This window comes from Streptomyces sp. PL-25 (genome assembly GCF_058344915.1).
Genome location: NZ_CP136997.1, coordinates 4,587,726 through 4,611,008, shown reverse-complemented (window position 1 = coordinate 4,611,008; position 23,283 = coordinate 4,587,726). Strand labels below are relative to the sequence as shown.

20 protein-coding genes and 1 pseudogene are annotated in these 23,283 nt (G+C 74.2%); 6 read left to right on the top strand and 15 right to left on the bottom strand.

Features of this window, described 5'->3' with window-relative positions:
• Nucleotides 1-162: 162 nt before the first annotated feature.
• The 7 genes and pseudogenes from R4Z62_RS20935 to R4Z62_RS20905 all read right to left on the bottom strand — a co-directional run bounded on the left by R4Z62_RS20935 (nucleotide 163) and on the right by R4Z62_RS20905 (nucleotide 9,448).
• Nucleotides 163-1,209: a BMP family lipoprotein gene (locus R4Z62_RS20935; RefSeq protein ID WP_064534874.1), complete on the bottom strand. Its 1,047-nt coding sequence runs from the start codon at nucleotides 1,207-1,209 to the stop codon at nucleotides 163-165.
• A 294-nt stretch (nucleotides 1,210-1,503) separates the two neighbouring features.
• Complete coding sequence (locus R4Z62_RS20930; RefSeq protein ID WP_491520596.1) at nucleotides 1,504-2,574, bottom strand: BMP family lipoprotein; 1,071 nt, start codon at nucleotides 2,572-2,574, stop codon at nucleotides 1,504-1,506.
• A 206-nt stretch (nucleotides 2,575-2,780) separates the two neighbouring features.
• Nucleotides 2,781-4,043 carry an amidohydrolase gene (locus tag R4Z62_RS20925; RefSeq protein ID WP_064534870.1) on the bottom strand — a complete coding sequence of 421 codons (1,263 nt, stop codon included), beginning with the start codon at nucleotides 4,041-4,043 and terminating at the stop codon, nucleotides 2,781-2,783.
• A gap of 358 nt (nucleotides 4,044-4,401) precedes the next feature.
• A complete protein-coding gene (locus R4Z62_RS20920; protein ID WP_385496867.1) occupies nucleotides 4,402-5,631 on the bottom strand; it encodes a hypothetical protein in 1,230 nt (409 codons plus the stop codon).
• A gap of 52 nt (nucleotides 5,632-5,683) precedes the next feature.
• A complete protein-coding gene (locus tag R4Z62_RS20915) occupies nucleotides 5,684-6,622 on the bottom strand; it encodes an N-acetylneuraminate synthase family protein (RefSeq protein ID WP_064534868.1) in 939 nt (312 codons plus the stop codon).
• Nucleotides 6,619-7,971 carry a cytidylyltransferase domain-containing protein gene (locus R4Z62_RS20910; RefSeq protein WP_385496874.1) on the bottom strand — a complete coding sequence of 451 codons (1,353 nt, stop codon included), beginning with the start codon at nucleotides 7,969-7,971 and terminating at the stop codon, nucleotides 6,619-6,621. Before R4Z62_RS20910 ends, R4Z62_RS20915 begins: the two co-directional genes overlap by 4 nt.
• A 116-nt stretch (nucleotides 7,972-8,087) precedes the next feature.
• Nucleotides 8,088-9,448: pseudogene (locus tag R4Z62_RS20905) on the bottom strand (DUF6716 putative glycosyltransferase).
• A 199-nt stretch (nucleotides 9,449-9,647) separates the two neighbouring features.
• Here R4Z62_RS20905 and R4Z62_RS20900 point away from each other — a divergent pair.
• Nucleotides 9,648-10,628 (top strand): glycosyltransferase family 2 protein, encoded by a 981-nt coding sequence (locus R4Z62_RS20900; protein ID WP_385496878.1) that lies wholly within the window; start codon nucleotides 9,648-9,650, stop codon nucleotides 10,626-10,628.
• Entirely contained in the window at nucleotides 10,625-11,986 is a 1,362-nt protein-coding gene (locus R4Z62_RS20895) for a polysialyltransferase family glycosyltransferase (protein WP_385496880.1), read from the top strand. Before R4Z62_RS20900 ends, R4Z62_RS20895 begins: the two co-directional genes overlap by 4 nt.
• 42 nt (nucleotides 11,987-12,028) lie before the next feature.
• Here the strand turns inward: R4Z62_RS20895 and leuE are convergent, their stop codons facing one another.
• Together leuE and R4Z62_RS20885 are read right to left on the bottom strand one after the other, a co-directional pair.
• Nucleotides 12,029-12,682, bottom strand: coding sequence for a leucine efflux protein LeuE (leuE, locus tag R4Z62_RS20890; RefSeq protein WP_064534859.1), 654 nt, complete (start codon nucleotides 12,680-12,682; stop codon nucleotides 12,029-12,031).
• A 75-nt stretch (nucleotides 12,683-12,757) separates the two neighbouring features.
• Entirely contained in the window at nucleotides 12,758-14,338 is a 1,581-nt protein-coding gene (locus R4Z62_RS20885; protein WP_385496885.1) for an acyl-CoA mutase large subunit family protein, read from the bottom strand.
• Nucleotides 14,339-14,503: 165 nt separating this feature from the next.
• Here R4Z62_RS20885 and R4Z62_RS20880 point away from each other — a divergent pair, with 165 nt between their 5' ends.
• Nucleotides 14,504-15,487, top strand: a complete 984-nt coding sequence (locus tag R4Z62_RS20880; protein WP_491521905.1) for a L,D-transpeptidase family protein — start codon at nucleotides 14,504-14,506, stop codon at nucleotides 15,485-15,487.
• A gap of 208 nt (nucleotides 15,488-15,695) precedes the next feature.
• Here the strand turns inward: R4Z62_RS20880 and R4Z62_RS20875 are convergent, their stop codons facing one another.
• The 6 genes from R4Z62_RS20875 to R4Z62_RS20850 form a co-directional block, all read right to left on the bottom strand.
• Nucleotides 15,696-16,946 carry an extensin gene (locus R4Z62_RS20875; RefSeq protein ID WP_491520595.1) on the bottom strand — a complete coding sequence of 417 codons (1,251 nt, stop codon included), beginning with the start codon at nucleotides 16,944-16,946 and terminating at the stop codon, nucleotides 15,696-15,698.
• Nucleotides 16,946-17,608, bottom strand: a complete 663-nt coding sequence (locus R4Z62_RS20870) for an RNA polymerase sigma factor (RefSeq protein ID WP_355476363.1) — start codon at nucleotides 17,606-17,608, stop codon at nucleotides 16,946-16,948. Before R4Z62_RS20870 ends, R4Z62_RS20875 begins: the two co-directional genes overlap by 1 nt.
• Before the next feature lie 317 nt (nucleotides 17,609-17,925).
• Nucleotides 17,926-18,174, bottom strand: a complete 249-nt coding sequence (locus R4Z62_RS20865) for a hypothetical protein (protein ID WP_216826775.1) — start codon at nucleotides 18,172-18,174, stop codon at nucleotides 17,926-17,928.
• A gap of 77 nt (nucleotides 18,175-18,251) precedes the next feature.
• The gene (locus tag R4Z62_RS20860) at nucleotides 18,252-18,872 is read right to left on the bottom strand and encodes an RNA polymerase sigma factor (protein WP_064534850.1); all 621 of its coding nucleotides are present in this window, start codon (nucleotides 18,870-18,872) and stop codon (nucleotides 18,252-18,254) included.
• A gap of 144 nt (nucleotides 18,873-19,016) precedes the next feature.
• On the bottom strand, nucleotides 19,017-19,634 hold the full coding sequence (locus R4Z62_RS20855; RefSeq protein ID WP_385496892.1) for a hypothetical protein: 618 nt from the start codon (nucleotides 19,632-19,634) through the stop codon (nucleotides 19,017-19,019).
• 200 nt (nucleotides 19,635-19,834) lie between these two features.
• On the bottom strand, nucleotides 19,835-21,469 hold the full coding sequence (locus R4Z62_RS20850) for a beta-N-acetylhexosaminidase (RefSeq protein ID WP_491520594.1): 1,635 nt from the start codon (nucleotides 21,467-21,469) through the stop codon (nucleotides 19,835-19,837).
• A gap of 198 nt (nucleotides 21,470-21,667) precedes the next feature.
• Here R4Z62_RS20850 and R4Z62_RS20845 point away from each other — a divergent pair, with 198 nt between their 5' ends.
• The 3 genes from R4Z62_RS20845 to R4Z62_RS20835 all read left to right on the top strand — a co-directional run bounded on the left by R4Z62_RS20845 (nucleotide 21,668) and on the right by R4Z62_RS20835 (nucleotide 23,267).
• Nucleotides 21,668-22,234, top strand: a complete 567-nt coding sequence (locus R4Z62_RS20845) for a 2-oxo-4-hydroxy-4-carboxy-5-ureidoimidazoline decarboxylase (RefSeq protein ID WP_237305558.1) — start codon at nucleotides 21,668-21,670, stop codon at nucleotides 22,232-22,234.
• A 167-nt stretch (nucleotides 22,235-22,401) separates the two neighbouring features.
• Nucleotides 22,402-22,782, top strand: coding sequence for a succinate dehydrogenase, cytochrome b556 subunit (gene sdhC / locus R4Z62_RS20840; protein ID WP_078509667.1), 381 nt, complete (start codon nucleotides 22,402-22,404; stop codon nucleotides 22,780-22,782).
• Between the two features lie 5 nt (nucleotides 22,783-22,787).
• On the top strand, nucleotides 22,788-23,267 hold the full coding sequence (locus tag R4Z62_RS20835) for a succinate dehydrogenase hydrophobic membrane anchor subunit (RefSeq protein ID WP_037887867.1): 480 nt from the start codon (nucleotides 22,788-22,790) through the stop codon (nucleotides 23,265-23,267).
• Nucleotides 23,268-23,283 lie beyond the last annotated feature (16 nt).

Below are 23,283 nucleotides of genomic sequence, written 5' to 3'. Positions count from 1 at the left end.
TTTTTTCCGTCCCGATCTTTTCCGAGCATTCTGCCGCGCGAACGGGGTGCGGAGACCTGTCATGCCTCCCGCACCCCGTTCCCTGGCTGTGACGCTGCCACGCTGCCATTGCAGCGTCGCCCTGACCATGCCCGGGAAGGTTCCAGGCCGGTCACGACCGGGTCAGGAGGTCTTGACCTTGATGGCGCCGCTCTTGATGCCGTCCTCGGCCTTCTTCAGCGCGGCCTGGAGGTCGGCGTTGTTCTTGAAGACGGGGTTGGAGTCGGCCAGGCTCACACCGCCGGTGGCCAGGCTGGCGCGCACCTCACCGCTCTGCGGCTTGCCGTCCTTGACGGACTTGGCAAGGTTGTACACCGCGCCCTGGACGTCCTTCATGGCCGAGGTGAGGATCGAGTCCTTGTACTTGGCCAGCGCGTCCTGCTTGTACTGGTCGGAGTCGACGCCGATCGCCCAGATCTTGTGCGCGGCGGCGGCCTTGATCACGCCCTGACCGGACAGGCCCGCGGCGGCGTAGACGACGTCGGCACCGGCGTCGATCTGGCCGTTGGCGGCGTTCTCGCCCTTGTCGGGGCTGGCGAAGCCGCCCTCGGCGGCCGTCTCGGTCAGGTACTGCGACTTGACCTTGACGCCCTTCTTGGTGTCCTCGACGCCCTGCTTGAAGCCCGCCTCGAACTTGTGGATGAGCGGGACGTCCACGCCGCCGACGAAGCCGACGGTGTTCGACTTGGTGGTCTTGGCGGCGGCGACACCGGCGAGGTAGGACGCCTGCTCCTCGTGGAAGACCATGTCCACCACGTTGGACGCCTTGATCTGCTCGTCGTCGACGATGCCGAAGGTGACCTTCGGGTACTTCGCGGCGACCTCCTTGACGGCCGGCGCGTAGGCGAAGCCGACCCCGATCACCGGGTTGTAGCCCTGCTTGGCCAGGGTCTCCAGGCGCTGGACCTTGTCCGCGTCGGACTCGCCGTCCTGCGGCTCGACGGCCGTGCTCTTGTAGCCGAACTCCTTGTCGGCGCGCTCAAGGCCCGCCGTCGCGGCGTCGTTGAAGGACTGGTCGCCCTTGCCGCCGACGTCGTAGGCCAGGGCGAGGCCGAGGTTCTTGCCCTCGCCGCCCGAGGACTTGCTGGACGAACTGCCACAGGCGGAGACGGTGACAGCGAGAGCTGCGGTTGCAACGCCCGCAACCGCGATACGGGACACCCGGCGCATGGAAGGAGACTCCTTTGTGCAAGCGCCCAAACCAGGCGCTGGTTCCGCCGCAGCGTAACGCGCGTAGACCAGACGGAAAACCCCTTCTGTCCCCTCCGTTACCGACCTGTGGCCGCACGGAGGCCGCCGCCGCGGCCGCCCTCACGGACAGCGCCGCGCCCCTCGCGCAAGGCGAGGGACGCGGGCGCGGAAGCGGCCGGACAGGGACCGCGGAGCGGCCCGGCAGGTCCCGCGTCCCCCCGCCCGTCCGGACCACTCCACGTCCTGCTCCACCTCCACCTCCACCTCCGCCTGCTACTCCACGCGGACGGTGACCTTGCCGTCGACGATGTCCTGCTTCGCCTTGTCGACGGCGGCGACGACGTCCTTCATGGCCTGGTACTTCGGGTTGGAGTCGGCGAAGCCCACGGCGCCCGACTTCAGGTCGCCGCGCACCTCGCCGGTGTGCGGTTTGCCCTCGACGACGGACTTGGTCAGGTCGTACACCGCGCCGCCGACGTTCTTCAGCGCCGAGCCGAGGATCCAGTCCTTGTACTGCGCGAGCGCCGACTGCTTGTACTGGTCGGAGTCGACCCCGATCGCCCACACCCTGTGCGCGGCGGCGGACTGGATGACGCCCTGTCCGGACAGGCCCGCGGCGGCGTACACGACGTCGGCGCCGGCCTCGATCTGGCCGTTGGCCGCGTCCTTGCCCTTGTCCGGGCTGGCGAAGCCGCCCTCCTGCGCGGTCTGCGTCAGATACTGCGACTCGATCTTGATCTTCGGGTTCACGGACCGGGCGCCCTGCTCGAAGCCTGCCTCGAACTTGTGGATCAGGGGGATGTCGACGCCGCCGATGAAGCCGATGTGGTTCTTCTTGGTCGCCTTCGCCGCGGCCACCCCGGCGAGATAGGAGCCCTGCTCCTCGTGGAAGAGCAGGTCGGCGACGTTGGACGCCTTGACGGTGTCGTCGTCGACGATGCCGAAGGTGATCTTCGGGTACTTGGCGGCGACCTCCTTGACGGCCGGCGCGTAGACGAAGCCGACACCGACGATCGGGTTGTAGCCGGCCTTGGCGAGCTGCTCCAGGCGCTGCACCTTGTCGGCGGTGGACTCGCCGTCCTGCGGCTCGATGTCCCGGCCGCCGATCCTGAACTCCTTCTCCGCCTTCTCGAAGCCCGCGAAGGCGGCGTCGTTGAAGGACTGGTCGCCCTTGCCGCCGATGTCGTACGCCAGGCCGATGCCCTTGCCCGAGTACGCGCCGGACGCGGCGGAGCCGCCCCCCGGGTCGGTGCTGGACTTGCCGCAGCCCGCGGCCAAGACCGCGACGGCCGCGACAGCCACCGCGGCCTGGGAGAAACCGGTCCTCCGGGAGTTCGTACGCACAGCAAGCACCCCTTCTTGCCACGGCGCCGTCACCGGCGCGCGCCCCATGTGCCGCCCCTGGTGGCGAGTCCGGCGCACAGTAACGCGCGTAGAAGGAGGGGGGAACGGTGTTTTTCCGCGCCGTTACCGAACCGTGCCGCCGCGGGAGGGGGCCGTGGGAGGGGTGCCCGGGGGCGCCCCTCCCGCGGCGGTGCGCCGGACCCGGCTCAGTGCGTCGGGTGCAGCAGCGCCGCCGCCGTGAAGAGCTCCACGCCCACGCGGATCGCGGACTCGTCGGCGTCGAAGTCGCCCTGGTGCAGGTCGCGCAGGGTGCGCTCGCCGGGGGTGCGGACGCCGAGGCGGGCCATGGCGCCGGGCACGTGTTCGAGGTACCAGGAGAAGTCCTCGCCGCCCAGGCTCTGCTCGGTGTCCTCCACGGAGGACGGGCCGCGCCGGGCGGTCATGGCCTCGCGCAGCAGTTCGGTCGCTTCCGGCTCGTTGACCACCGGGGGCACACCGCGCACGTAGTTGATCTCCGACTTGGCCTTGTGCAGGTTGGCGACCTCGTCGATGGCGGCGACCACGATGTCCGGGGCGTGCCGCCAGGCCTTGATGTCCAGGCAGCGCACGGTGCCGGCCAGCTCGGCGTGCTGCGGGATGACGTTGGGCGCGTGCCCGGACTCGATACGTCCCCAGGTCACGGCGAGGCCGGCGCGGGTGTCGATGCGGCGGCCGACGAGGGCGGGCACGTCGGTGACGACACGGGCGGCGGCGGTGACCAGGTCGGTCGTCAGGTGCGGCCGGGCGCTGTGCCCGCCGGGACCGTCGAGGGAGACCTCCAGGCGGTCGCAGGCGGAGGTGATGGCGCCCTGGCGCAGGCCGATCATCCCGGCGTCCACCCGCGGGTCGCAGTGCACGGCGAGGATCCGGCTGACGCCGCCGAGCACCCCGGCCTTGATCGCCTCGGTGGCGCCGCCGGGCAGCACCTCCTCGGCGGGCTGGAAGACCAGCCGTACGGGGCGGGCGAGCAGCCCCTCGCGGTGCAGCTCGGCGAGGACGAGTCCGGTGCCGAGCACCACGGTGGTGTGCACGTCGTGGCCGCAGGCGTGGGCGCGGTCGGGCACGGTCGAGCGGTAGGGGCTCTCGCTCTTGGTGTCCGGGATCGGCAGCGCGTCGATGTCGGCGCGCAGCGCCAGCATGCCGTGGGCGGCGTCCGGCTCGGTGGCGTTCTCGTCGATGCCCGTGTCGTCCTCGGCGTCCTTGCCGATGTCGCAGACGAGGCCGGTCCCGGAGGGGAGCACCCGGGGCCTGAGGCCCGCCTTCTCCAGCCGCGCCTTGATCGCGGCGGTGGTGCGGAACTCCTGGTTGCCTAGCTCCGGGTGCATGTGCAGGTCGCGGCGGAACGCGACGAGTTCGGCGAACAGCGCCTCCGGCAGCGTGCCGGGCAGGGCGTTCTCCGCGGGATGATCGGCCTCGGACTCTGGGGACATCAGTTGGTTCACCCTCTGAAGGGTATGACGCCGGGACGGTCAACTGCCCCTCGTTCAACAAAAGTTCAGCCCGTCAGGGGAAGAAGAGCCGGCCGTCGGCGCATAGGCGTCGAATGGGATGGGTACACTCGCCCGTCCTGCTCGGCCGAGTGGACCGCTTTTGTTCTTTTCTCCAGGCATACCACGTGCCGTCCGGATCACGCCCGAAATGTTCACCTGCTGGACGCCATGTTCCGCACACTGTGATCACCGGCGGGACTTGCCACCGTGTTCCCTTGCCGGCCCGCCGGGGAGTCGCCGCCCGGCGGGCCAGCGGTGATCACCCCTGGCCGATCACTCGCAGGGCGGCTGCATATGGTCACAGAGCGTAGTGATTCGGTCCCGTCACCACCCGGTGCACGCCGCGCGCGGTGCCGGTCACCCCGGAGAGGAAGCCCTCGGCGCGCGGGGAGGCCGTCGGCGTCAGCCAGCTCGGATCGATGTCGCACACGGCGACCCGCACTCCGGTGCCCGCCAGGGCCAGCGGCAGCGTGTGCACGACCGTGGAGGGGAAGCTGAGGACCGTACGGCCGATGGGGCCGCGGCGGGCCGTCAGCTCCAGGGGCAGTTCGGGGCGGACCACCTCGAGGCCGGTCTCCACCGCGAGCCGGTGCAGTTTCTCGGTGCTCTCGCGGCGGTGCGCGAAGTAGCGGCCGGCGCCGTGCGCCTGGGCCAGCGCGCGGACGGCGGCCAGGTAGCGGTCGCAGTCCACCACGCCGGTCTCCACCAGGGAGGTGCCCACCAGATCCGTGCCGGTGGTGACGCGGGGCGGTCCGAAGCGGGCACGGGTCCACACGAAGCGGTTCGCGGTGACGCTCACCCCGTCCGGGACCGTGCCGAGCGGCATGGAGGAGAAGACCTCCACCCGCCGCCCGTCCCGCCCGGTGGCGGGTGCGAGGCGGCGGCGGGCGGCGGCGGACACCGGGGCGAACAGCAGGTCGCGGGGGCCGGGCCGGCCGCCCTTGCGGTGCCAGCGCACCAGCCGCTCGCCGCGGCAGAGCTGGGCGGTGAACTCCATGGTCGCGGTGCCGTCGTCCACGACCACCAGATCGGGCGCCCCGGTGATCGTCAGCAGCAGCTGCACGTACCGCGAGTACGGGTCGCCCAGCACCACCCGGCCCGCCCGGCGCAGCCGCCCCGCCAGCGCGCCGATGGTCCGGAACGGCGCCGAGGCCCCGCCCCGCGCCTCCTCCCACCGCACCTCGTACCCCTCGTCCCGGGCCAGTTCGGCCATGCGGCGCAGCTGGCCCCGTGTCATCGGGTCGGTCGGGGCCAGCACGACCAGCGTGAGCGGGTCGCGGACAGGTCCGCCGGGCGGGCGCGGCGGGGGGTGCCCGCCGTCCGTGGCCGGGCGCCGGACGCGGGCCGCGAGGCCGCGGGCGTGGGCCCACTCCAGGACGTTCAGGAGCTGGACGGGACTCTCGACGAAGGCGAGCGTGGGCGTGGGCGCGGGGGCGCGAACGGCGGCGGGGGCGGGGCCCGCGGTGCCGGGGTGGGGGGTTCCGGGGCGGGGGGTTCCGGGGCGGGGGGCGCCGGGGTGGGGGGTCATCGGCGTACGACCGTTCCGTCGCGTGCGGGTGGGAGGGGGGACGGTCTCGGCCTCACACCGAGACCGGCTCGCCCGCCGCCGCGGCGATCTCCGCCTCGGCCACCACACCAGCGACGCGGCGCAGCTTCTTCATCGGGGCCCGCTCGGAGTCGTAGACCTTCTTCACGCCGTCACCGAGCGAGACCTCGATGGTGCGGATGTCGCGGACGAGGCGGGTCAGGCCCTGCGGCTCGACGGAGGCGGCCTGGTCGGAGCCCCACATGGCGCGGTCGAGGGTGATGTGCCGCTCGACGAAGGCGGCGCCGAGCGCGACCGCGGCGAGGGTGGTCTGCAGGCCGGTCTCGTGGCCGGAGTAGCCGATCGGGACGTTCGGGTACTCCTTCTCCAGCGTGTTGATCACGCGGAGGTTCAGCTCCTCGGCCCTGGCCGGGTAGGTGGAGGTGGCGTGGCACATGAGGATGTTGTCGGAGCCGAGGACCTCGACCGCGTGCCGGATCTGCCTCGGGGTGGACATGCCGGTGGAGAGGACGACCGCGCGGCCGGTGTCCCGCAGCGCGCGCAGCAGTTCGTCGTCGGTCAGCGAGGCGGAGGCCACCTTGTGGGCGGGCACGTCGAACTCCTCCAGGAAGGCGACGGACTCGGTGTCCCACGGGGAGGCGAACCAGTCGATGCCCTTCTCCCTGCAGTACGCGTCGATCCGGCGGTACTCGTCCCGGCCGAACTCGACGCGGTGGCGGTAGTCGATGTAGGTCATCCGGCCCCAGGGGGTGTCGCGCTCGATGTCCCACTGGTCGCGCGGGGTGCAGATCTCGGGGGTGCGCTTCTGGAACTTGACGGCGTCGCAGCCGGCGTCGGCGGCCACGTCGATCAGCTTGAAGGCGTTCTCCAGCTCGCCGTTGTGGTTGATGCCGATCTCGCCGCAGATGTAGACGGGGCGGCCGGGGCCGACCTCGCGGGAACCGAACGTGCGCAGGCGGGAGTTGGTGCTCATCGGGATTCCTTACTCGGGGAGGGGGCGAGGGAGGGACCGAGGATCCAGTCGGCGATCTCCCGGACGGCGCCGTGGCCGCCGGGGACGGTGGTGACGGCGCGGGCGGCGGCGCGTACGGCGTCATGGGCGTCGGCGACCGCCACCGGCCAGCCGACGAGGGCGAGGCACGGCAGGTCGTTGACGTCGTTGCCGACGTAGAGGACGCGCCCGGGGGCGATGCCCTGCTCCTCGCACCACTGCTGGAGGGCGAGGTCCTTGCGGTCGACGCCGTGCAGCACCGGCAGTCCGAGCTTGCGGGCGCGGGCGGCGACGACCGGGTTGCGCTCCGTGGAGAGGATCAGCATCTTCAGGCCGCTCCTGCGCAGCGCCGCGATGCCGAGTCCGTCGCCGCGGTGCACGGAGACGAACTCCCGCCCGTCGGAGTCGATCAGCACCCGGTCGTCGGTCTGGGTGCCGTCGAAGTCGAGGACGACCGCGTCGATGTCGGCGGCCGTCGGGAGCGGGCCCGCGGGCACCGCGTCGGCGTCGAACAGGGGCGCGAGGGCGCGGGCGCGGGCCAGGTCGTGCGGGTCGTCGATCTCCAGGACGCGCGCCGGGTCGGTGCGGACCGGCTCGGTGCGGCCGAAGAAGCGGTGCCGGTGGACACGGAAGCCCGCCGCGTCCATCGCGTAGGCGGCACCGGTCTCCAGCAGGTCCTGCGGGCGGTCCTGGCGGCGGGGGCGGAAGGACTTGTCGTGGTTGACGCCGTAGCCGCCGGTGGCGGGCTCGATGGTGACGGTACCGGCGCGCGGAGCGTCCGCGCCGTGCGCGCCCCCCACCGCGGCCGCGCCGGTGTACGCGGGATCCGCCCCGCCCGCCCCGCCCGCCGCGTCCTCGGCCGACCGCCACAGGAACCCGTGGAAGGCCGCCACGGTCACCGCCGTGTCCGCGCCGTCCTCGACGACCGCGCGGGCGACTCCGTCGATGTCCTCGCGGGTCAGGAACGGGCTGGTGCACTGCACCAGGAGCACCACGTCGACCGCCGCGCCGCGCAGCGCCTCGTGGGCGTCCAGCGCGTGCAGGACGGCCGCCTCGGAGGTGGCGGTGTCGCCCGCTATCGCGGCCGGCCGCAGCACCACCTCGGCGCCCGCCTCGCGGGCCACCGCGGCGATCGCCCGGTCGTCGGTGGAGACCACGACGTCCGTCACGAGCCGGGCGGCGCGGCACGCGCGCACCGCCCGTGCCACCAGCGGGACGCCGCCGACGGGGGCGAGGTTCTTGGCGGGCACGCCCTTGGAGCCGCCGCGCGCGGGGATCACCGCGAGGACGCGGTGCGCCGGGGCGCCCTGGCCCGCTTCCGGGTGGGACATGGCTTCTGCTCCTTGACGTGGGGCCGGGCCGTTCGCGTGCGGGACCGGACGGCCGGGGCGGGGGGCCGGGCCGTTCGCGTACGGGACCGGACGGCCGGGGCGGGGGGCCGGGCCGCTCACAGCTCGCCCATCCGCCGGATCACCGGTGCCACGCGCTGCACACCGTGGCGGTAGGCGCCGCGGGCGGCGCGGCGGAGGGTCCGCCGGACCGCTCCGGGCTCCCGGCCGGCGGCCGGTGCGCCCCGGCAGCGGCGCGCCGTCGGGCCCGAGGTGGTGGCGGGCGAGGAGGCCCGGCAGATAGCCGGGCGCGGTCGCGGGGGTGTAGTAGGGGGCGAGCGGGGGCAGCGCGCCGCGCTCGCCGAGCAGGCCGGCGATCTTCTCCCGGGCCTCGTCGAAGGCGGTGGCGTACGCGTCCTCGCCGGGGGTGCCGGGCCCGGCGGGGCGCGCCCCTCGGGGCGACGCCCTGCCGGGCCAGCCAGTCCTCCTCGGGCACGGGCCGGTACCCGGCATCCAGCCGGTCCCAGGAGGCGAGGCAGCCGGAACCGGTGAAGTGGTGGTTGCCGAGCGCCTCGCGCACCCCGAGGTCGGTGAGGACGGCGGTGGGTACCCGGCGGTGCAGCGCCTCCAGAGCGGCGGTGGAACTGACCGTCACCAGCAGGTCGGTGCGGTCCAGCACCTCCCCCATGTGCCCGTGGACCAGGCGCAGGTTGGGCGGCAGCGTGAGCCGGCGCGCCAGCTTCTGGTACGGCAGTTCCTCGATGTGGGTGGTGTGCTCGCCCGGCTTGGAGCGCAGCTTGAGCAGCACCTCGCGCCCGGGGTGCAGCCGGGCGTGCCGGATCAGCCGCTCCAGCAGGTAGGCGCGGTCCCGGCGGCTCTCCGGCACGGAGGGCTGCGCGGCGAACACCACGGTGTACGGGTCGTGCGCGCCGGTGTAGGGGGCGCCGCCGAGGAAGGGCAGGGCCGCCTCGGTGACCGCGGCCGCGTCGGCGCCCACACCCTCGTAGACGGCGCGGAAACGCTCCGCGTCCTGACGGGAGTTGGCGAGCACGAGGTCGGCGCCGTGCCGCAGCAGCAGGCCGTCGGTGAGCTTCTCGTAGACGACGCCGACATAGCCGGTGACGACCACGGGCCGCCGGGCGGCGCCCTGCCAGGTGTGCCGCAGCCCGTGCAGCACGGCCTGGACGCCGCCGCCGACGAGAGCGAGGACGAGCAGGTCGTAGGGCTCGGCTGCGGTGTCCTGCCGCAGCCCGTGCAGGAACTCGGCCGCGCTCACCTCGCGGAGCGAGTCGGCGCGGACGCCGACCTCCGTCAGCTGGCGGGGGGTAGGGGTGGCACGGCCCCGCAGGAGGTAGCCGTCGAGCCGGACGGCGGCGCCGGCGGGGGCGACGCGCTGTGCGGTGAGCGCACCCCATTTCCATCTGGTGTCAGAATCGGCGAGAACGGCGGCCCGGAGGGAGTTCGTTGCACTTGCTGCCACGACGAAAACGCTAGGAAGGCATTTCTAGATCCGGCCCAACCTGAATGCAACAAACAGTGAAGAGCACGTCTACGAATGCCGAATCGGCGCCGTGCGCGTGCGCCGGGGAGTCCGGTTCACACCATCGCCACAAGCCGTTCACCCCGGGGCGAACCGGCGGTCAGGACACGGGCGGGAGCCGCGCCCTAACGTCACACACGTGGTCAAGCTCTCCGTCATCGTGCCGTTCTACAACGTGCGGCAATACGCACCCGACACCTTGAAGAGTCTGCATTCGAACGCACGTGGAGATTTCGAATTCATACTCGTCGACGACTGTTCGAGCGATGGAACCCCGGATGTCCTCGCCCGTGCGGAACGCGAACTGCCCGGTGCGGTCCTCGTCCGGCGCGAGCGGAACGGCGGTCTGGCGACCGCGCGCAACACGGGGCTGGACCGGGCACGCGGCGAGTACGTGACGTTCCTGGACGGCGACGACTGGCTGGCCCCCGGCTACTACCCGCGGCTGCTCGCCGTGATCGAGGAACTGGGCTGCGACTTCGTCCGCGCCGACCATGTGCAGTGCGCCGGGCGGGCGCGCAGCGTGCACCGGGTGCCGCACGGCCGGCGCGGGGTGGTCCTCGACCCGCGGGCGGCGATCCTGCCCGCCGACCGCACCACGCCGGTCGACTACGCCTACGCGTGGGCGGGCGTCTACCACCGGCGGCTGCTGGAGCGGGGCCTGCTGCACTTCACGGACGGGCTGCGCACGGCCGAGGACCGGCCGTGGATCTGGAGGCTGCACCGGGAGGCGGAGTCCTTCGCCGTCTGCGGTCTGCTGGGCGTCCACTACCGGCGGGGCGTGGCCACCTCGCTCACCCAGATCGGCGATGTGCGCCAGCTCGACTTCCTGCGCGCCTTCGACCAGGTCCTAGAGGAGACCGCCTGGGACCGGGATGCGGAGCTGCTGCTGCCCAAGGCCGTGCGCACCTACTGCGCGATCCTCGCCCACCATCTGGGCTCCGCCGAGAGGTTCGAACCGCCGGTGGCACGGAGACTGAGGTCGCTCGGCGCGCGCGCCCTGCGCCGGATGCCGCAGGGCGTCCTGGACGAGGCACTGGACTCCATGGACGTCCGGCGCGCCACCCGGCTGCGCCGGCTGCGCCGCCGCCCGGCCGCCATCACGGGGGCCGCCGCGTGACCACCCGGATCTTCCTCGCCTCGACGCTGTACGGCGCCGCCACGCTCGCCGCCGCCCTCGACGCCGGCTGCTTCGGCCCGGCCGGCCGGCGCATCCTGCTCGTCTGCAACACCACGGCGAACCCGGAGACCACACCGTCCCTGGACGAACTGGCCGGGTTCGCCCGGCTGCGCCACCGGTTCGACGACGTGCTGTCCTGGAACGAGACCGTCTCCCCCGCCCACCCGGGCGGCTGGTCCCCGCGCCCGGACGACGTACCGCTGTGGGAGCGGCATCTGCGGCTGCTGTGGAACCTGGGGGACGACGACGTCGAGCTGGCCGTCGAGTCGATCCAGGTCGACCCGGCGCTCGCGGTCTGCCGGATCTTCACCGGCGCGCCGGTCACCGTCTACGCCGACGGCCTGATGAGCTACGGCCCCACCCGCAACAAGCTCGACCCGCTGGTGGGCACCCGCATCGACCGGCTGCTCCACCTGGACCTGGTACCGGGCCTGCGGCCGGTGCTGCTCACCGAGTTCGGCGTGGCGCCGGAGGTGATCCCCGCGGACGCCTTCGTCGAGGTGCTGGCCCAGCTCGCCGACGCCGCCCCGGAGCTGCCGGACCTGCCGGACGGACCGGCCCTGCTGCTGGGGCAGTACCTGGCCGCGCTGGGCATCCTCACCGCCGAGGAGGAGGAGGCCCTGCACGTGCGGATGCTGCGGGGCGCCGTGGCGCTCGGCCACAGCCGGGTCGTCTTCAAGCCGCACCCCTCCGCACCGGCCCACTGGTCGCGGGCGCTGGAGCGGGAGGCGGCGGAGCTGGGCGCCGAGCTGACGGTGCTCGACGTGCCGGTCCTCGCCGAGGTGCTGTACCAGCGGGCGCGGCCCGCGCTGGTGGTCGGCTGCTTCTCCACCGCGCTGCTCACCGCCTCCACGCTGTACGGGCTGCCGGTGGCCCGTACCGGCACCGGCATGCTGCTGGAGCGGCTGACGCCGTACGAGAACAGCAACCGGGTGCCCGTGACGATCGTCGACGCGCTGCTGCCCGACCTGGCCGACGCGGCGGCGGTGGCCGGGCAGGAGCCCGGCGCGGGGCCGGCCGCCCCGGCGGCCGTGGCGGCGCTGGCCGACCTGGTCCGGGCGGTCTCCTTCGCGATGCGGCCGAGGATCTGCCCGGAGCTGCGCGGGGACGCGGAGCGGTATCTCGCCGCCCACCCGGGTCCGCGCACCCTGCGCTACTTCAAGCGCCGCCGGCTGACCGCCCTGGGGCTGCCCGGCGTGGTGCCAAGGCAACTGGCGTTCATCCCGCGCAACAAGACCCTGCGACGGGTGGCCCGGCGGGCGCGGGCCCTGCGGCGCGGGGCGGGCCGCGGAGCCTGAGCCGGCCGGCCGCCGGGCCGCGCGAGCGGGTCCGGCGGGCGGCTACGCGCCGGCCAGCGACAGCTTGACCGCGAAGCCCAGGAACAGCGCGCCCGCCGCCGAGGTCGCCCCCGCCGACAGCCGCTTGCGGCGGCGGAAGGCGGCGGCCAGCCTGGTGCCGCTGAAGATCAGGGCGCTCAGATACAGGAAGCTGGCCACCTGGGCGAAGGCGCCGAGCACGACGAAGGAGAGAGCGGGGTAGGCGTAGCCCGGGTCGACGAACTGCACGAAGAAGGCGACGAAGAACAGGATCGCCTTCGGGTTGAACAGACTGACGACCAGGGCCCGGCGGAAGGGCCGCTCGTCGGCGGGGCCGCCCGCGTCCGGGCCGGCCTCGGCGGTGCGCTCGCGCCGGGTGCGCCACATGGCCCAGGCGGCGCGCAGCATCCCGATCGCCAGCCAGGTGAGGTATCCGGCGCCCGCGTACTTCACGATCCCGAACAGCAGGGCGTTCCCCTTGAGCAGGGAGGCGACCCCGGCCGCCGACAGGGTCATCAGCACGGTGTCCCCGCACCAGACGCCCGCCGCCGCGGTGTACCCGGAGCGGACGCCGCGCCGGGCGGCCACCGACAGCACATAGAGCGAGTTGGGCCCGGGGAGCAGCACGATGAGGACGAGGCCCGCCAGATAGGTGGGGAGATCGATGACGCCGAACATGGCTGGAGTGTCGCACGGCAGTACGACACTCCGGGAGATGTCCCGGGGGACGAGACGGGCGGCCCCGGCCCCCGCTCAGTACGCGTCCGGCGGCCTGTGGCTCCCCCACACCTCGCGCAGCGCGCCGCACACCTCGCCCACCGTGGCGCGCTCCCGCAGCGCCTCCTTCATGGGCGGGAGGACGTTGCCGTCGCCCTCCGCCACCCGCTTCAGGGCGGACAGGGCGGTGTCCACGGCCGGCTGGTCGCGGGCGGCGCGGAGCGCGGCGAGGCGCTGCGCCTGCCGGGCCTCGACGGCGGGGTCGACGCGCAGCGGCTCGTACGGTTCCTCCTCGTCGAGCCGGAAGCGGTTGACGCCGACGACGACCCGCTCCCCGGAGTCGGTCTCCCGCGCGATGCGGTACGCGTTCCGCTCGATCTCGCCCTTCTGGAAGCCGCGTTCGATCGCGGCGACCGCCCCGCCCAGCTCCTCGACCCGGTCCATCAGGAGCCGGACGGCCGCCTCGATGTCGCCGGTCATCCGCTCGATGGCGTAGGACCCGGCGAAGGGGTCGACGGTCGCGGTCACATCGGTCTCGTGGGCCAGGACCTGCTGCGTCCGCAGCGCCAGCCGCGCGGAGGTGTCCGTGGGCAGCGCGAGGGCCTCGTCGAAGGCGTTGGTGTGCAGCGACTGCGTGCCGCCGAGGACGGCCGCCAGGCCCTGCACCGCCACCCGGACGAGGTTGACCTCGGGCTGCTGCGCGGTGAGCGCCACCCCCGCCGTCTGCGTGTGGAACCGCAGCATCCACGACCTCGGGTCCCGCGCGCCGAACTCCTCCCGCATCACGCGCGCCCAGATCCGGCGCGCGGCACGGAACTTGGCGACCTCCTCCAGGAGCGTCGTCCGGGCCACGAAGAAGAAGGACAGCCGGGGCGCGAAGTCGTCCACGTCCATGCCCGCCGCGATCGCCGTGCGCACGTACGCGATGCCGTCCGCCAGCGTGAACGCGATCTCCTGCGCGGGCGAGGCTCCCGCCTCCGCCATGTGGTAGCCCGAGATCGAGATGGTGTTCCACCGCGGCATCTCCGCCCGGCAGTACCGGAAGACGTCCGCGGTCAGCCGCAGCGACGGCTCGGGCGGGAAGATGTACGTGCCCCGCGCGATGTACTCCTTGAGCACGTCGTTCTGGACCGTCCCCGTCAGCTTCTCCGCCGCCACCCCCTGCTCCTCCGCGACCAGTCGGTACATCAGGAGCAGCGGCGCCGCCGGGGCGTTGATCGTCATCGACGTCGACACCCGGTCCAGCGGGATCCCGTCGAACAGCACCCGCATGTCCTCCACCGAGTCGACCGCCACCCCCACCCGGCCCACCTCGCCCCGCGCGAGGGGGGCGTCCGAGTCGTGGCCCATCTGCGTGGGCAGGTCGAACGCCACCGACAGGCCCGTCGTACCGTTCGCGATCAACTGCCGGTAGCGGGCGTTGGACTCGGCGGCCGTGCCCAACCCGGCGTACTGCCGCATCGTCCAGGGGCGGCCCGTGTACATCGACGGGTACACGCCCCGCGTGAACGGGTATCCGCCCGGCTCCCCCAGTTCCACCGCCGGGTCCCATCCCTCCAGCGCGTCCGGGCCGTACACCGGCTCGACGGGCAGACCCGACTCCGACTCGCGTGCCATGGCGTGCCTCCGTGCGCTCCGTTTCCTTCCGTTCCACCTGCATTCCCCTGTTTCCCACCTCGCGCCGTGGTTCGCCACCGGGCGCGGGTGGAAAGACTGTCCGGTGGGGTGCCGCGGTCCACGGCGGCGGGCACCGCACACACCGTGGAGACAGCGGGGGGCCGTATGCGCAGCGGGGGCATCAGGAAGGTGGCGGCGGGCGTGGCCGCGGCCGGGGCGCTGGCCGGGGTGTTCGGCTGCACACCGGCCGAGGAGGGCTCCACCGCGGGCGCGGGCGGACAGCACCGCCCGCCCGTGCACATCGAGGTCCCGTCCACCCGGCCCGCCGGCGGCGGCGCGGGCGGCCAGGGCGGCCACCGGAGCGGCGGCGACAGCGGCGGGAAGGCCCGCGCGTCCGACGGCAAGCCCAAGGCCACGACCGGCTCCACCGGGTCCACGGGCGCCACCGGGTCGGGCGGGTCGGCGGGTTCCGGCGGGAAGACGCGGCCGGTTCCGGCCCCCGCCCCGCGGACCGACGCTCCCGTCCTGTGGTCGCGCGGCGACAGCGGCCTCGCCGTACGCAGGCTCCAGGCGCGGCTGCGCCAGGTCGGCTGGCTCGCCGAAGGACCCACCGGGACGTACGGCGACGCCACGGAGCAGGCCGTGCGCGGCTTCCAGGGCAAGCGTGGACTGCCGGTCACCGGCCGCGCCGACACCGTCACCTGGCAGCGGCTGCGGGCGATGACGCACGAGCCGGGGCAGTGGGAGCTGTATCTGATGGGCGGCCAGCCGGCCGGGGCGCCGGACGCGCGCTGCCTGACCGGCCGGGTGCTGTGCATCGACAAGACGACCAGGACGCTGCGCTGGATGATCGACGGGCGCACGGTGTCGACGATGGCGGTGCGGTTCGGCACCGAGGCCACGCCCACCCGGGACGGTGTGTTCAAGGTCTACTGGAAGTCACGCCACCATGTGTCGACGATCTACCACTCCCCCATGCCGTACGCGATGTTCTTCAGCGGCGGGCAGGCGGTGCACTACTCGTCGGACTTCGCGGCCCGGGGCTACGCCGGCGGTTCGCACGGCTGCGTCAACGTACGGGACGAGGCCGCCATCGCGCAGTTGTTCGCGCAGGTGAAGGAGGGCGACAAGGTCGTCGTGCACTGGTGAGGCGGGCGCGGGCCCGGAAGGATTCGTGGCGCGGGCGGGACCGGGGGAACGTGCCCCGCCCGCGCCGATGCACGAGCCGCGGGTACGGGGGGAACCCCGGCTCTGTGCGAGGGCCGATGACCAGTCGGCTCACTCACTACTGCGTCGGGGCGGTCGAAAACGTCACACCCTGCTGGGAGAATTTTTCCGGCATCGGTGAAACCCCAGGTCAGCGCGTTGCGAGAGGGGAAGCCGGGGCGGACGGCGCCGCCTCGCCCGGGGACGGCGCCGCGGTGGTCGAGCGGATCACGACGTCCCGGCGCGGATGATCGCCGCCCGGGTGACCGCCGGGATGGCCGCCGCCGGGGTGACCGCCGTGCGGGACCTCGCCGCCGGGACGGCCGCCGGTGCCCTCGGCGTGACCGGCGTCGTCGTCACCGCCGTGCCCCTGGTGACCGCCCCCGCCGCCTTTCCCGCCGCTTCCCCCTTTGCCGCCCTTGCCGCCCTTGCCGCTTTTGCCGCCCTCGTTGCCCTTGTTGTCCTTGCCGCCGCCCTTGGCTCCGCTGCCGCCGTTGCCGTTGCCGTCCCGGTCGTCCCGGCCGCTCTGCCCGGTGCCGCGGCCCTCGGCCGCCTTCAGCACACCCCTGCAGTACGTCCAGGCCCGCGCCGAACCGCCGGCCGCCCCGTCCAGCACGTGCCGGCGGCCCGTGTCCAGGGACTTGCCGTCCCGCAGGTCGCGGCAGGCGGCGAGCAGCCGGCCCCAGCGGCCGCCCGAGCGGCCCCGGTCGTCGTCGTGCCCGGCGGCGGAGCCCTGCGCGGTGCTGTCGTCGCCGGTGTCCTCGGCGCCGCCCGCGGCGGAACCGGCCGTGGTGCCGGGCGCGGCCGGGCCGCGGGTCTGCCCCGGCCCGCCGGCCACGGCGCCGGTGCCGGTCGCGGACGGCGAGGACGTGGGGCGGGCGGGGGCGGCCGGTGCGTGCGCGGACGCGGCGGGCGCGGGTTCGTCGCCGCCGAACGGAGACGGCAGCACCCCGGTCGTGGCCGCCGCCGCGACCCCGCCGAGCGCTCCCGCGGCCAGCGTGGCGGTCAGCGCCAGCCGGACGGGGCGGCCCAGGCGCGGGCCGGGGCGCCGGGGACGCCCGGCGCGGGTGCGGGTGCCGTGCCCCGGGGCCGCTCCGTGCGCGGCGATCCGGACGAGTCCGGCGTCGGCGGCCGGCGCCCCGGCGGACGCCACGGATTCCGCGGCGGACGCCACCCGTTCGGCGCGGACCTTGCGGAAGGCGGCCAGGGCGGCGGCCTCCCCGGGCAGCTCGGCGGGTGCCTGCGCGGGGTGGACGACGGATTCAGCGGCGAGCGCGTCCAGGGCACGCGCGAGCCGTTCGGCCTGGTCACGGACGGTAACGTCGACGGCGTCCAGCGGCTCTCCGCGGAGCAGGCGTTCCGCGCTGTCGCTGTCCAGCCATCGGTACTGCTCGTCGGCCATCACATGTCCTTCTGCGTCCGGGCGCGCGTATGCGTCACACCGGCGGACGTCACCGCGCGTCCCCGCGGTTCTCTCGGATGCGGCATCGCACCGAGCACGTCGACGGATTCCGGATCGCCGCCGAGCAGTTCGGCGAGCCGTCTCAGACCGCGGTGCGCGGCGGTGCGGACGGCGCCCGGCCGCTTGCCGAGCGTCTCGGCGGCGGTCTTGGCGTCCAGGCCCACCACCACGCGCAGCACCACCGCCTCGGCCTGGTCCTGGGGGAGCTGGGCGATCAGGGACAGCGCGCTGCCGGTGGTGAGGGACTCGATGGCCTCGTCCGCGGTATCGGACTCGGCGGCCCGTCCGGCGAGTTCCGTTTCGTCGCCGCCTATGGCGGGGCGGCGGCCCCGCATCCGGATGTGGTCGAGCGCGCGGTTGCGGGCGATCCGGGCGGCCCAGCCGCGGAACCGGTCGGCGTCCCCGCTGAACCGCTCCAGGTCGCGGGCGATCTGGAGCCAGGACTCGGACGCCACGTCCTCGGCGTCGGGTTCGCCGACCAGTGTGCGCAGATATCCGAGCAGGCGCGGGTGCACGGCGCGGTACACAGTCCGGAACGCGGTCTCGTCCCCGGTCTGCGCCGCAAGCACCGCGGCGGTCAGCTCCGCGTCGTCCCCCAGCACCCCGTGGTTCCTCGCTAGATCGAGCAGGATCGTCGCGGCAACGCGGCCGTCGAACATTGCGGTGATCATGCATCTTCCGCGCCGGGCGCGAAAGGCACGTTACGGCCTGAAACCGCCTGTCGTCCACGACCGTACAACGTGCAACCAATTCCTCCGAGAGTGAGGTGTGACAGAAAACGCACTCATGGCGCTGTAGGGAGTACGGGCCGCCGCGCGGCCCGTGCCGCGCGACGGCCGGGGTCTCTCCTGTGGGGGGTGGCGGCCCCGGCCGTTGCCTCGGCACAGCGGGCCGGGGGCCGGTCCGGACTTTCTCTTCGTCAGCGGCGACGCGGGCGCCAGTCGTCGCGGCGCCGGGTCCTGGCCGGACGCCGGACCCCTTGTTCCCAGGTCGCCCGGAAGGCGGCGAGCGCGCGCCGCTCGGCCTCGGTGCCGGGCGCGGGCCGCGCGCGCAGGGCGGCGGCGAGCAGCGCCTCGGGAGGCGTACCGGCGGGGCCGGGCGGACCTGCCGCGCCGGGTCCGCCGCGCACACGATGGCCGAAACCGCTCTCGCTCCGCTGTTCGCCCATGTCCGGGTCCGTCCGTCCTGTCCGGGTCCGCCGGGCGGACCCACCGCACGGTCCGTCGCGCGGCCCGCCGGTGCCGTTCACTCCGACTCCCCCAGCGGCCGCGGGCCGTCCTGCGTCACACCCGGCGCCCCGAGCCGTGCGGCGAGACGTTTCAGCCCGCGGTGCGCGGCGGTGCGCACGGCCCCGGGCCGCTTGCCGAGGACACGGGCGGCGGCGGGACCGTCGAGGCCGACGACGACCCGCAGCAGTACGGCCTCCGCCTGGTCGCGGGGCAGGGAGCGCACCAGTTCGAGGGCCCGCTGGGTGGAGAGCGACTCCAGTGCCTGTTCATGGGTGTCCTGCGGGGCGACCAGGGCCTCCGCGTCGGCGTCCTCCAGGGTCGTGGACCGGGGGCGCGCCCGGCGGCGGCGCAGATGGTCCAGGGCGCGGTGGCGGGCGATGGTCGCCGTCCAGCCCCGGAAACCGGCCCCGTCGCCCTGGAACCGGCCCAGGTCCCGGGCGATCTCCAGCCAGGCGTCGGAGGCCACGTCCTCGGCCTCCGCGCCGACGATCCCGCGCAGATAGCCGAGCAGGCCGGGCTGCACGATCCGGTACGCGACCGCGAACGCGTTCTCGTCGCCCTGCTGGGCCCGCGCGACCGCCGCGCCCAGTTCCCCGTCGGTCGCCCGCGCGCGACGGGGCTCCCCTGCCTGGCCCAACGCTGTCCCCGTAAGTGGCGAGTGCGAAGCGGGCACCGGCCGGGCCCGCCGTGTCACAGGACGGGCCGTGCCGTACGGCCCATGGTCATCAGCGCCGGGCCCCGCGGAAGTGTCACAGCCCGGCCGCCGGGCGGCCCGGCCGGGTCAGCCGCGGACGCGGGCCCGGCGCGAGAGGGCCGCCCGCAGCACCCGGCGTCCCTCCGTGGCCACGTCCCGGGCCCCGCGCAGCCCGCCGGGGCCGGGCCCGGCGAGGAGTTCCAGGACGGTGATCTGGCGGCGCAGCTCGGCCGCGACCAGCGGGGACAGTCCCTGGAGGCGGGCGCCGGCCGGGCCGGGCGCCCGCCGCACGGCGTCCAGGTCCCGCGGACCGGCCGGGTCGGGCGCGCCGTCCTCGGGCCGGTCGAGGAGCCGGTGGATCCGCAGCGAGGCGACCGAGCAGGCGTCGGCCCACTCCCGTACGGCGGCAGCGGAGGTGCGACCGGGCGGGGCCTCGTCCAGCATGCGGCGGGCCAGCAGCGCCGCCTCGTCGCCGGGGGCGGCGGGCGCCGCGGCGGCCAGGGCGGTACGGGCCCGCTCCAGCGGGCCGCCCCAGTCGCCCCAGTCGCCGCCCTCGTCCGTGAGCGCTCCCCACAGCGGGCGCAGCACGTCGTCGGCCTCGGCGTCGGCGCCGCCCAGCAGCGGGACGCACCGATCCAAACAGGCCAGTCCGCTGGCGGCGAGGCCGCGTTCGTCCGCCCGCACGATCAGTTCCACCAGGCTCATCCACGCCTCCCCCCGGCAGGGCCCCGCCCCCTGCGCCAGGCCGCACCGTCCGGTTTCGCGGGCGGCCGTCCGCAGTGTCACACGCCCCTCACCCGCCGTCGAGAGCCGGTGCGGAACAAAAGATTTCGGCCATCCTCCGGGACGCGGGGCCCGGCGGTCCGCCGGATACGCGGCGGGTGCGCGGCGGGTGCGCGGCGGGCTCAGCCCAGCCGGTCGGCCAGGGCCCTGAACTCCGTCCAGGACAGGGCCGGCCGCGCCGGGTCCCAGAGCTTCTGGGCGGTGGCCCGCAGCGGCATACGGATCCCGGCGGCCACCTGCTGCGGGGTCTGGGAGGAGGCCAGGTCGCACCAGACGGCGAAGACACCGCCGAGGATCTGGGAGTCGTAGCGGGCGGGCACGGCCTCGGTGCCGCGCAGCACGCGCGGCGTCCACTGCTCGTAGATCCGCTGCCCGGTCGGGTAGACGAAGGTCTGGGGCTGGCCGAGGACGTAGTACAGGAACTCGTCGTTGTAGTTGATCACCCGGCGCCCGGCGGCCAGGTACTCGGCCGGCTGCCGCGCCCCCAGCTCCTTGCCGGTCCAGTAGGCGACCTCGACGGTGTCGGACGGCCGCACCGAACTGCTGCGGTAGAAGCCGTCGTTCCAGGCGCGCACGGTCCGGCCGCGGGCGCGGACGGCGGCGGCGCGGTCGTTCAGCCAGCCGGTCGTCAGGTCGGCGACATTGCCGTCCGCGCCGTGGGCCCGGCGCGCGGCGGCGGCCAGCTGCGGGTAGGACGCCTCGGGGCTGCGCACGGTCAGCGCCTGGTACTCGTCGCCGCCCAGGTTCCACAGGCCGCCGGGGAAGAGGCCGGCGAACTCGCCGAGCAGGTCGTCCACGATCCGGGCCGCGCCGTCCTGCGAGATGTCGATCGCCCCCTTGGTCACCGCGCCCTGCGCGGTGCGCAGCCGCAGCTCCGGGTGGGCGGCGAGCACCGCGCCCAGATGGCCGGGCGAGTCGATCTCGGGCACCACCGTGATGTGCCGGCTCGCGGCGAGGGCGACGAGCCGCTCGACCTGCGCCTTGGTGAGGTGGTCCGGGGAGACGACCTCCGGGTGCGTGTCGGACTGGATGCGGAAGGACTGGTCGTCGGAGAAGTGCAGGCCCAGCTCGTTGTACTTCAGGTCGCCCAGCTCGCGTATGCGGTCCGCGATCCAGTCGGCCGGGAACGGCTTGCGCGCGATGTCCAGCATGAAGCCGCGCCGCGGCTTGGCGGGCGCGTCCGCCACGACGCCCTCCGGGGCGGTGCCGCCCGCGTGCACCTCCTGCTTCAGGGTCCGGGTGCCGTAGAAGACGCCCGCGTCGCCCGGCCCGCTGACGGTGACGCGCCCCTCCCGCACGGTCATCGTGTACGACTCCGGGTTGCCGTCCGTGCCGCCGCCCAGCTCCAGACGCACATCGCCCGTCCGGACGTCGTCGCGCTCGCCCGCGTACGCCAGGCCCAGCTCACCGGCGATCAGCCGGCCCTCGTCGGCCAGGGACGGGGCGCCGATCACCACCCGCTCGCCGCGCTCCGGGCGCCAGCCGGGCCCGCGGGCCGCGGTGTGCGAGCGGACCGCCGGGATGGTGCGCGGCGCCTGCGAGAGGGGATAGGTCCGGGCCGGGCTGGGCGCGGCCGGGTCCGGGGAGGAGGCGCCGGGCGTGGCGCGCGCCGCGCCCGCCGGGCCGTCGCCGCCGCCCGAGGCCCACACGCCGAGGCCGGCGCCGAGTCCGACCGTGACGGCGAACGCCCCGCCCACCAAGACCCACCGGCGCCGCGGCGCGGGGGCCGCGGCACGTCGCCGCCTGTGCTGACTCACCCGGCCAACCTACGGGTCCGGGCCGCTCCGACGGTCCACACACGGCGCCCAAACTCTCCCGTCCGGGTGAAATCCGGGCAGCGGCCGGACACATCCGGGCCGCTGCCGATAACGTGGCCGCACGACTCACGGCAGCCCCTGCCGACTCATCCGGAACGCCCGTCAGCCGGGCGCCCGTTCCCACGCCGAGGACCCACGCTGCGCGCGCAGAACCTGGAGCAGTTCAACACCGCCCCGCCCGACGAGGCCCGCCGCACCCTCCTGGCCTGCCTGCGCAGCCCGCGCTGGGCCCACCGCGTCACCGCCCACCGCCCCTACCCCGATCTGCCCGCCCTGCTGGCGGCGGCGGACGAGGCGGCCTACGACCTGGGCCCGGCCGATCTGGCGGAGGCCCTGGCGGCGGAGCCGCTGCCCGTCCTGCCCGAGGGCATATACCTCGCCGCCTCCACGGCGCTGAGCGCCGCGTACGCGGCCTACGACGCCAGATTCGGACACAAGTTCGTCATCTGCCTGGACGACGCCGCTCCCGAGGAGGCCCTGAACCGGGTGCTGGCGGCGATCCGGTCACGATTGGCCAACGATCCCGAGGAGGAACGGGTCACCGCCTCGGACGAACTGCGGCGCCTGGCGCGGGGGCGGCTGCTGCGCGCCGCCCGGGGCCCCGCGGCGGCGCCCGCCGGGGCCGCGCCGGTGCCCGGCCAGCCCCAGCACGGCCGCGCCCGGCAGTCCGCGCACCACCCGTCGCCCGTGGCCGCTCCGCACTGAGCCGTCCGTGCCCCTTTGCGTGCCAGTTTGATCACACCGGCAGGCCCGCTGTCAGCACCGCTCCCACACGTCGCTACGATGCTGGGGGCCGGTGGACCGTACCCGGCCGGGCCCGACCGACAGTGAAGCCGGCGCGGCCCTAGTCCCCGCTCCCGGAGGGTTCTTCCGTGCCGGCTGGAACGCTGTACCGCGGACGGGAAGGAATGTGGTCCTGGGTGGCTCACCGAGTCACCGGCGTCCTCATCTTCTTCTTCCTGTTCGTTCATGTGCTGGACACCGCGCTCGTCCGCGTGTCTCCCGAGGACTACGACAAGGTCGTGTCCACGTACAAGACCCCGATCGTCGCGTGCCTGGAGTACGGCCTCGTCGCCGCCATCCTCTTCCACGCGCTCAACGGTCTCCGTGTCATCGCCGTCGACTTCTGGGCCAAGGGCGCCCGCTACCAGAAGCAGATGCTCTGGACCGTCGTCGGCGTCTGGGTCGTGCTCATGCTCGGGGCCGTCTACCCCGTCCTGGGCCACGCCGCTCGAGTCGTCTTCGGGAGCTGACGCGCATGTCCACCACTGAAACCACCGCTTCCGGCGTCGGCCCGGTCGAGGGCGCCTCCTACAACGTCGACAACCCGGCGCCGCTCATCGAGGCGCCGCGCAAGCGCACCAAGAAGACCCCGAAGTCGACCCGGGGCAACTTCGAGCTGTACGGCTGGCTCTTCATGCGGCTGTCCGGCGTCGTCCTGGTCGTCCTGGTCATCGGCCACCTGCTCATCCAGCTCGTGCTGGACGGCGGTGTCTCCAAGGTCGGCTTCGCGTTCGTCGCGGGCCGCTGGGCCTCGCCCTGGTGGCAGGTCTGGGACCTGCTGATGCTGTGGCTGGCCATGCTGCACGGCTGCAACGGCCTGCGTACCGTCATCAACGACTACGCGGAGCGCGCGAACACGCGGCTGTGGCTGAAGGGCCTGCTCTACACCGCCACGGTGTGGACCATCCTGCTGGGCACGCTGGTGATCTTCACCTTCGACCCGAACATCCGCTAGGCACGGGGCTGAGGTA

Excerpts from the sequence above, each read along its gene's own strand:
- R4Z62_RS20835 (WP_037887867.1), top strand. The coding sequence starts at position 22,788 with ATGTCCACCACTGAAACCACCGCTTCCGGCGTCGGCCCGGTCGAGGGC.
- leuE (WP_064534859.1), bottom strand. The coding sequence starts at position 12,682 with ATGTTCGGCGTCATCGATCTCCCCACCTATCTGGCGGGCCTCGTCCTC.
- R4Z62_RS20875 (WP_491520595.1), bottom strand. The coding sequence starts at position 16,946 with ATGGCCGACGAGCAGTACCGATGGCTGGACAGCGACAGCGCGGAACGC.
- R4Z62_RS20865 (WP_216826775.1), bottom strand. The coding sequence starts at position 18,174 with ATGGGCGAACAGCGGAGCGAGAGCGGTTTCGGCCATCGTGTGCGCGGC.
- R4Z62_RS20885 (WP_385496885.1), bottom strand. The coding sequence starts at position 14,338 with ATGGCACGCGAGTCGGAGTCGGGTCTGCCCGTCGAGCCGGTGTACGGC.
- R4Z62_RS20910 (WP_385496874.1), bottom strand. The coding sequence starts at position 7,971 with ATGTCCCACCCGGAAGCGGGCCAGGGCGCCCCGGCGCACCGCGTCCTC.
- R4Z62_RS20935 (WP_064534874.1), bottom strand. The coding sequence starts at position 1,209 with ATGCGCCGGGTGTCCCGTATCGCGGTTGCGGGCGTTGCAACCGCAGCT.
- R4Z62_RS20915 (WP_064534868.1), bottom strand. The coding sequence starts at position 6,622 with ATGAGCACCAACTCCCGCCTGCGCACGTTCGGTTCCCGCGAGGTCGGC.
- R4Z62_RS20855 (WP_385496892.1), bottom strand. The coding sequence starts at position 19,634 with ATGAGCCTGGTGGAACTGATCGTGCGGGCGGACGAACGCGGCCTCGCC.
- R4Z62_RS20880 (WP_491521905.1), top strand. The coding sequence starts at position 14,504 with ATGCGCAGCGGGGGCATCAGGAAGGTGGCGGCGGGCGTGGCCGCGGCC.
- R4Z62_RS20920 (WP_385496867.1), bottom strand. The coding sequence starts at position 5,631 with ATGACCCCCCACCCCGGCGCCCCCCGCCCCGGAACCCCCCGCCCCGGA.
- R4Z62_RS20925 (WP_064534870.1), bottom strand. The coding sequence starts at position 4,043 with ATGTCCCCAGAGTCCGAGGCCGATCATCCCGCGGAGAACGCCCTGCCC.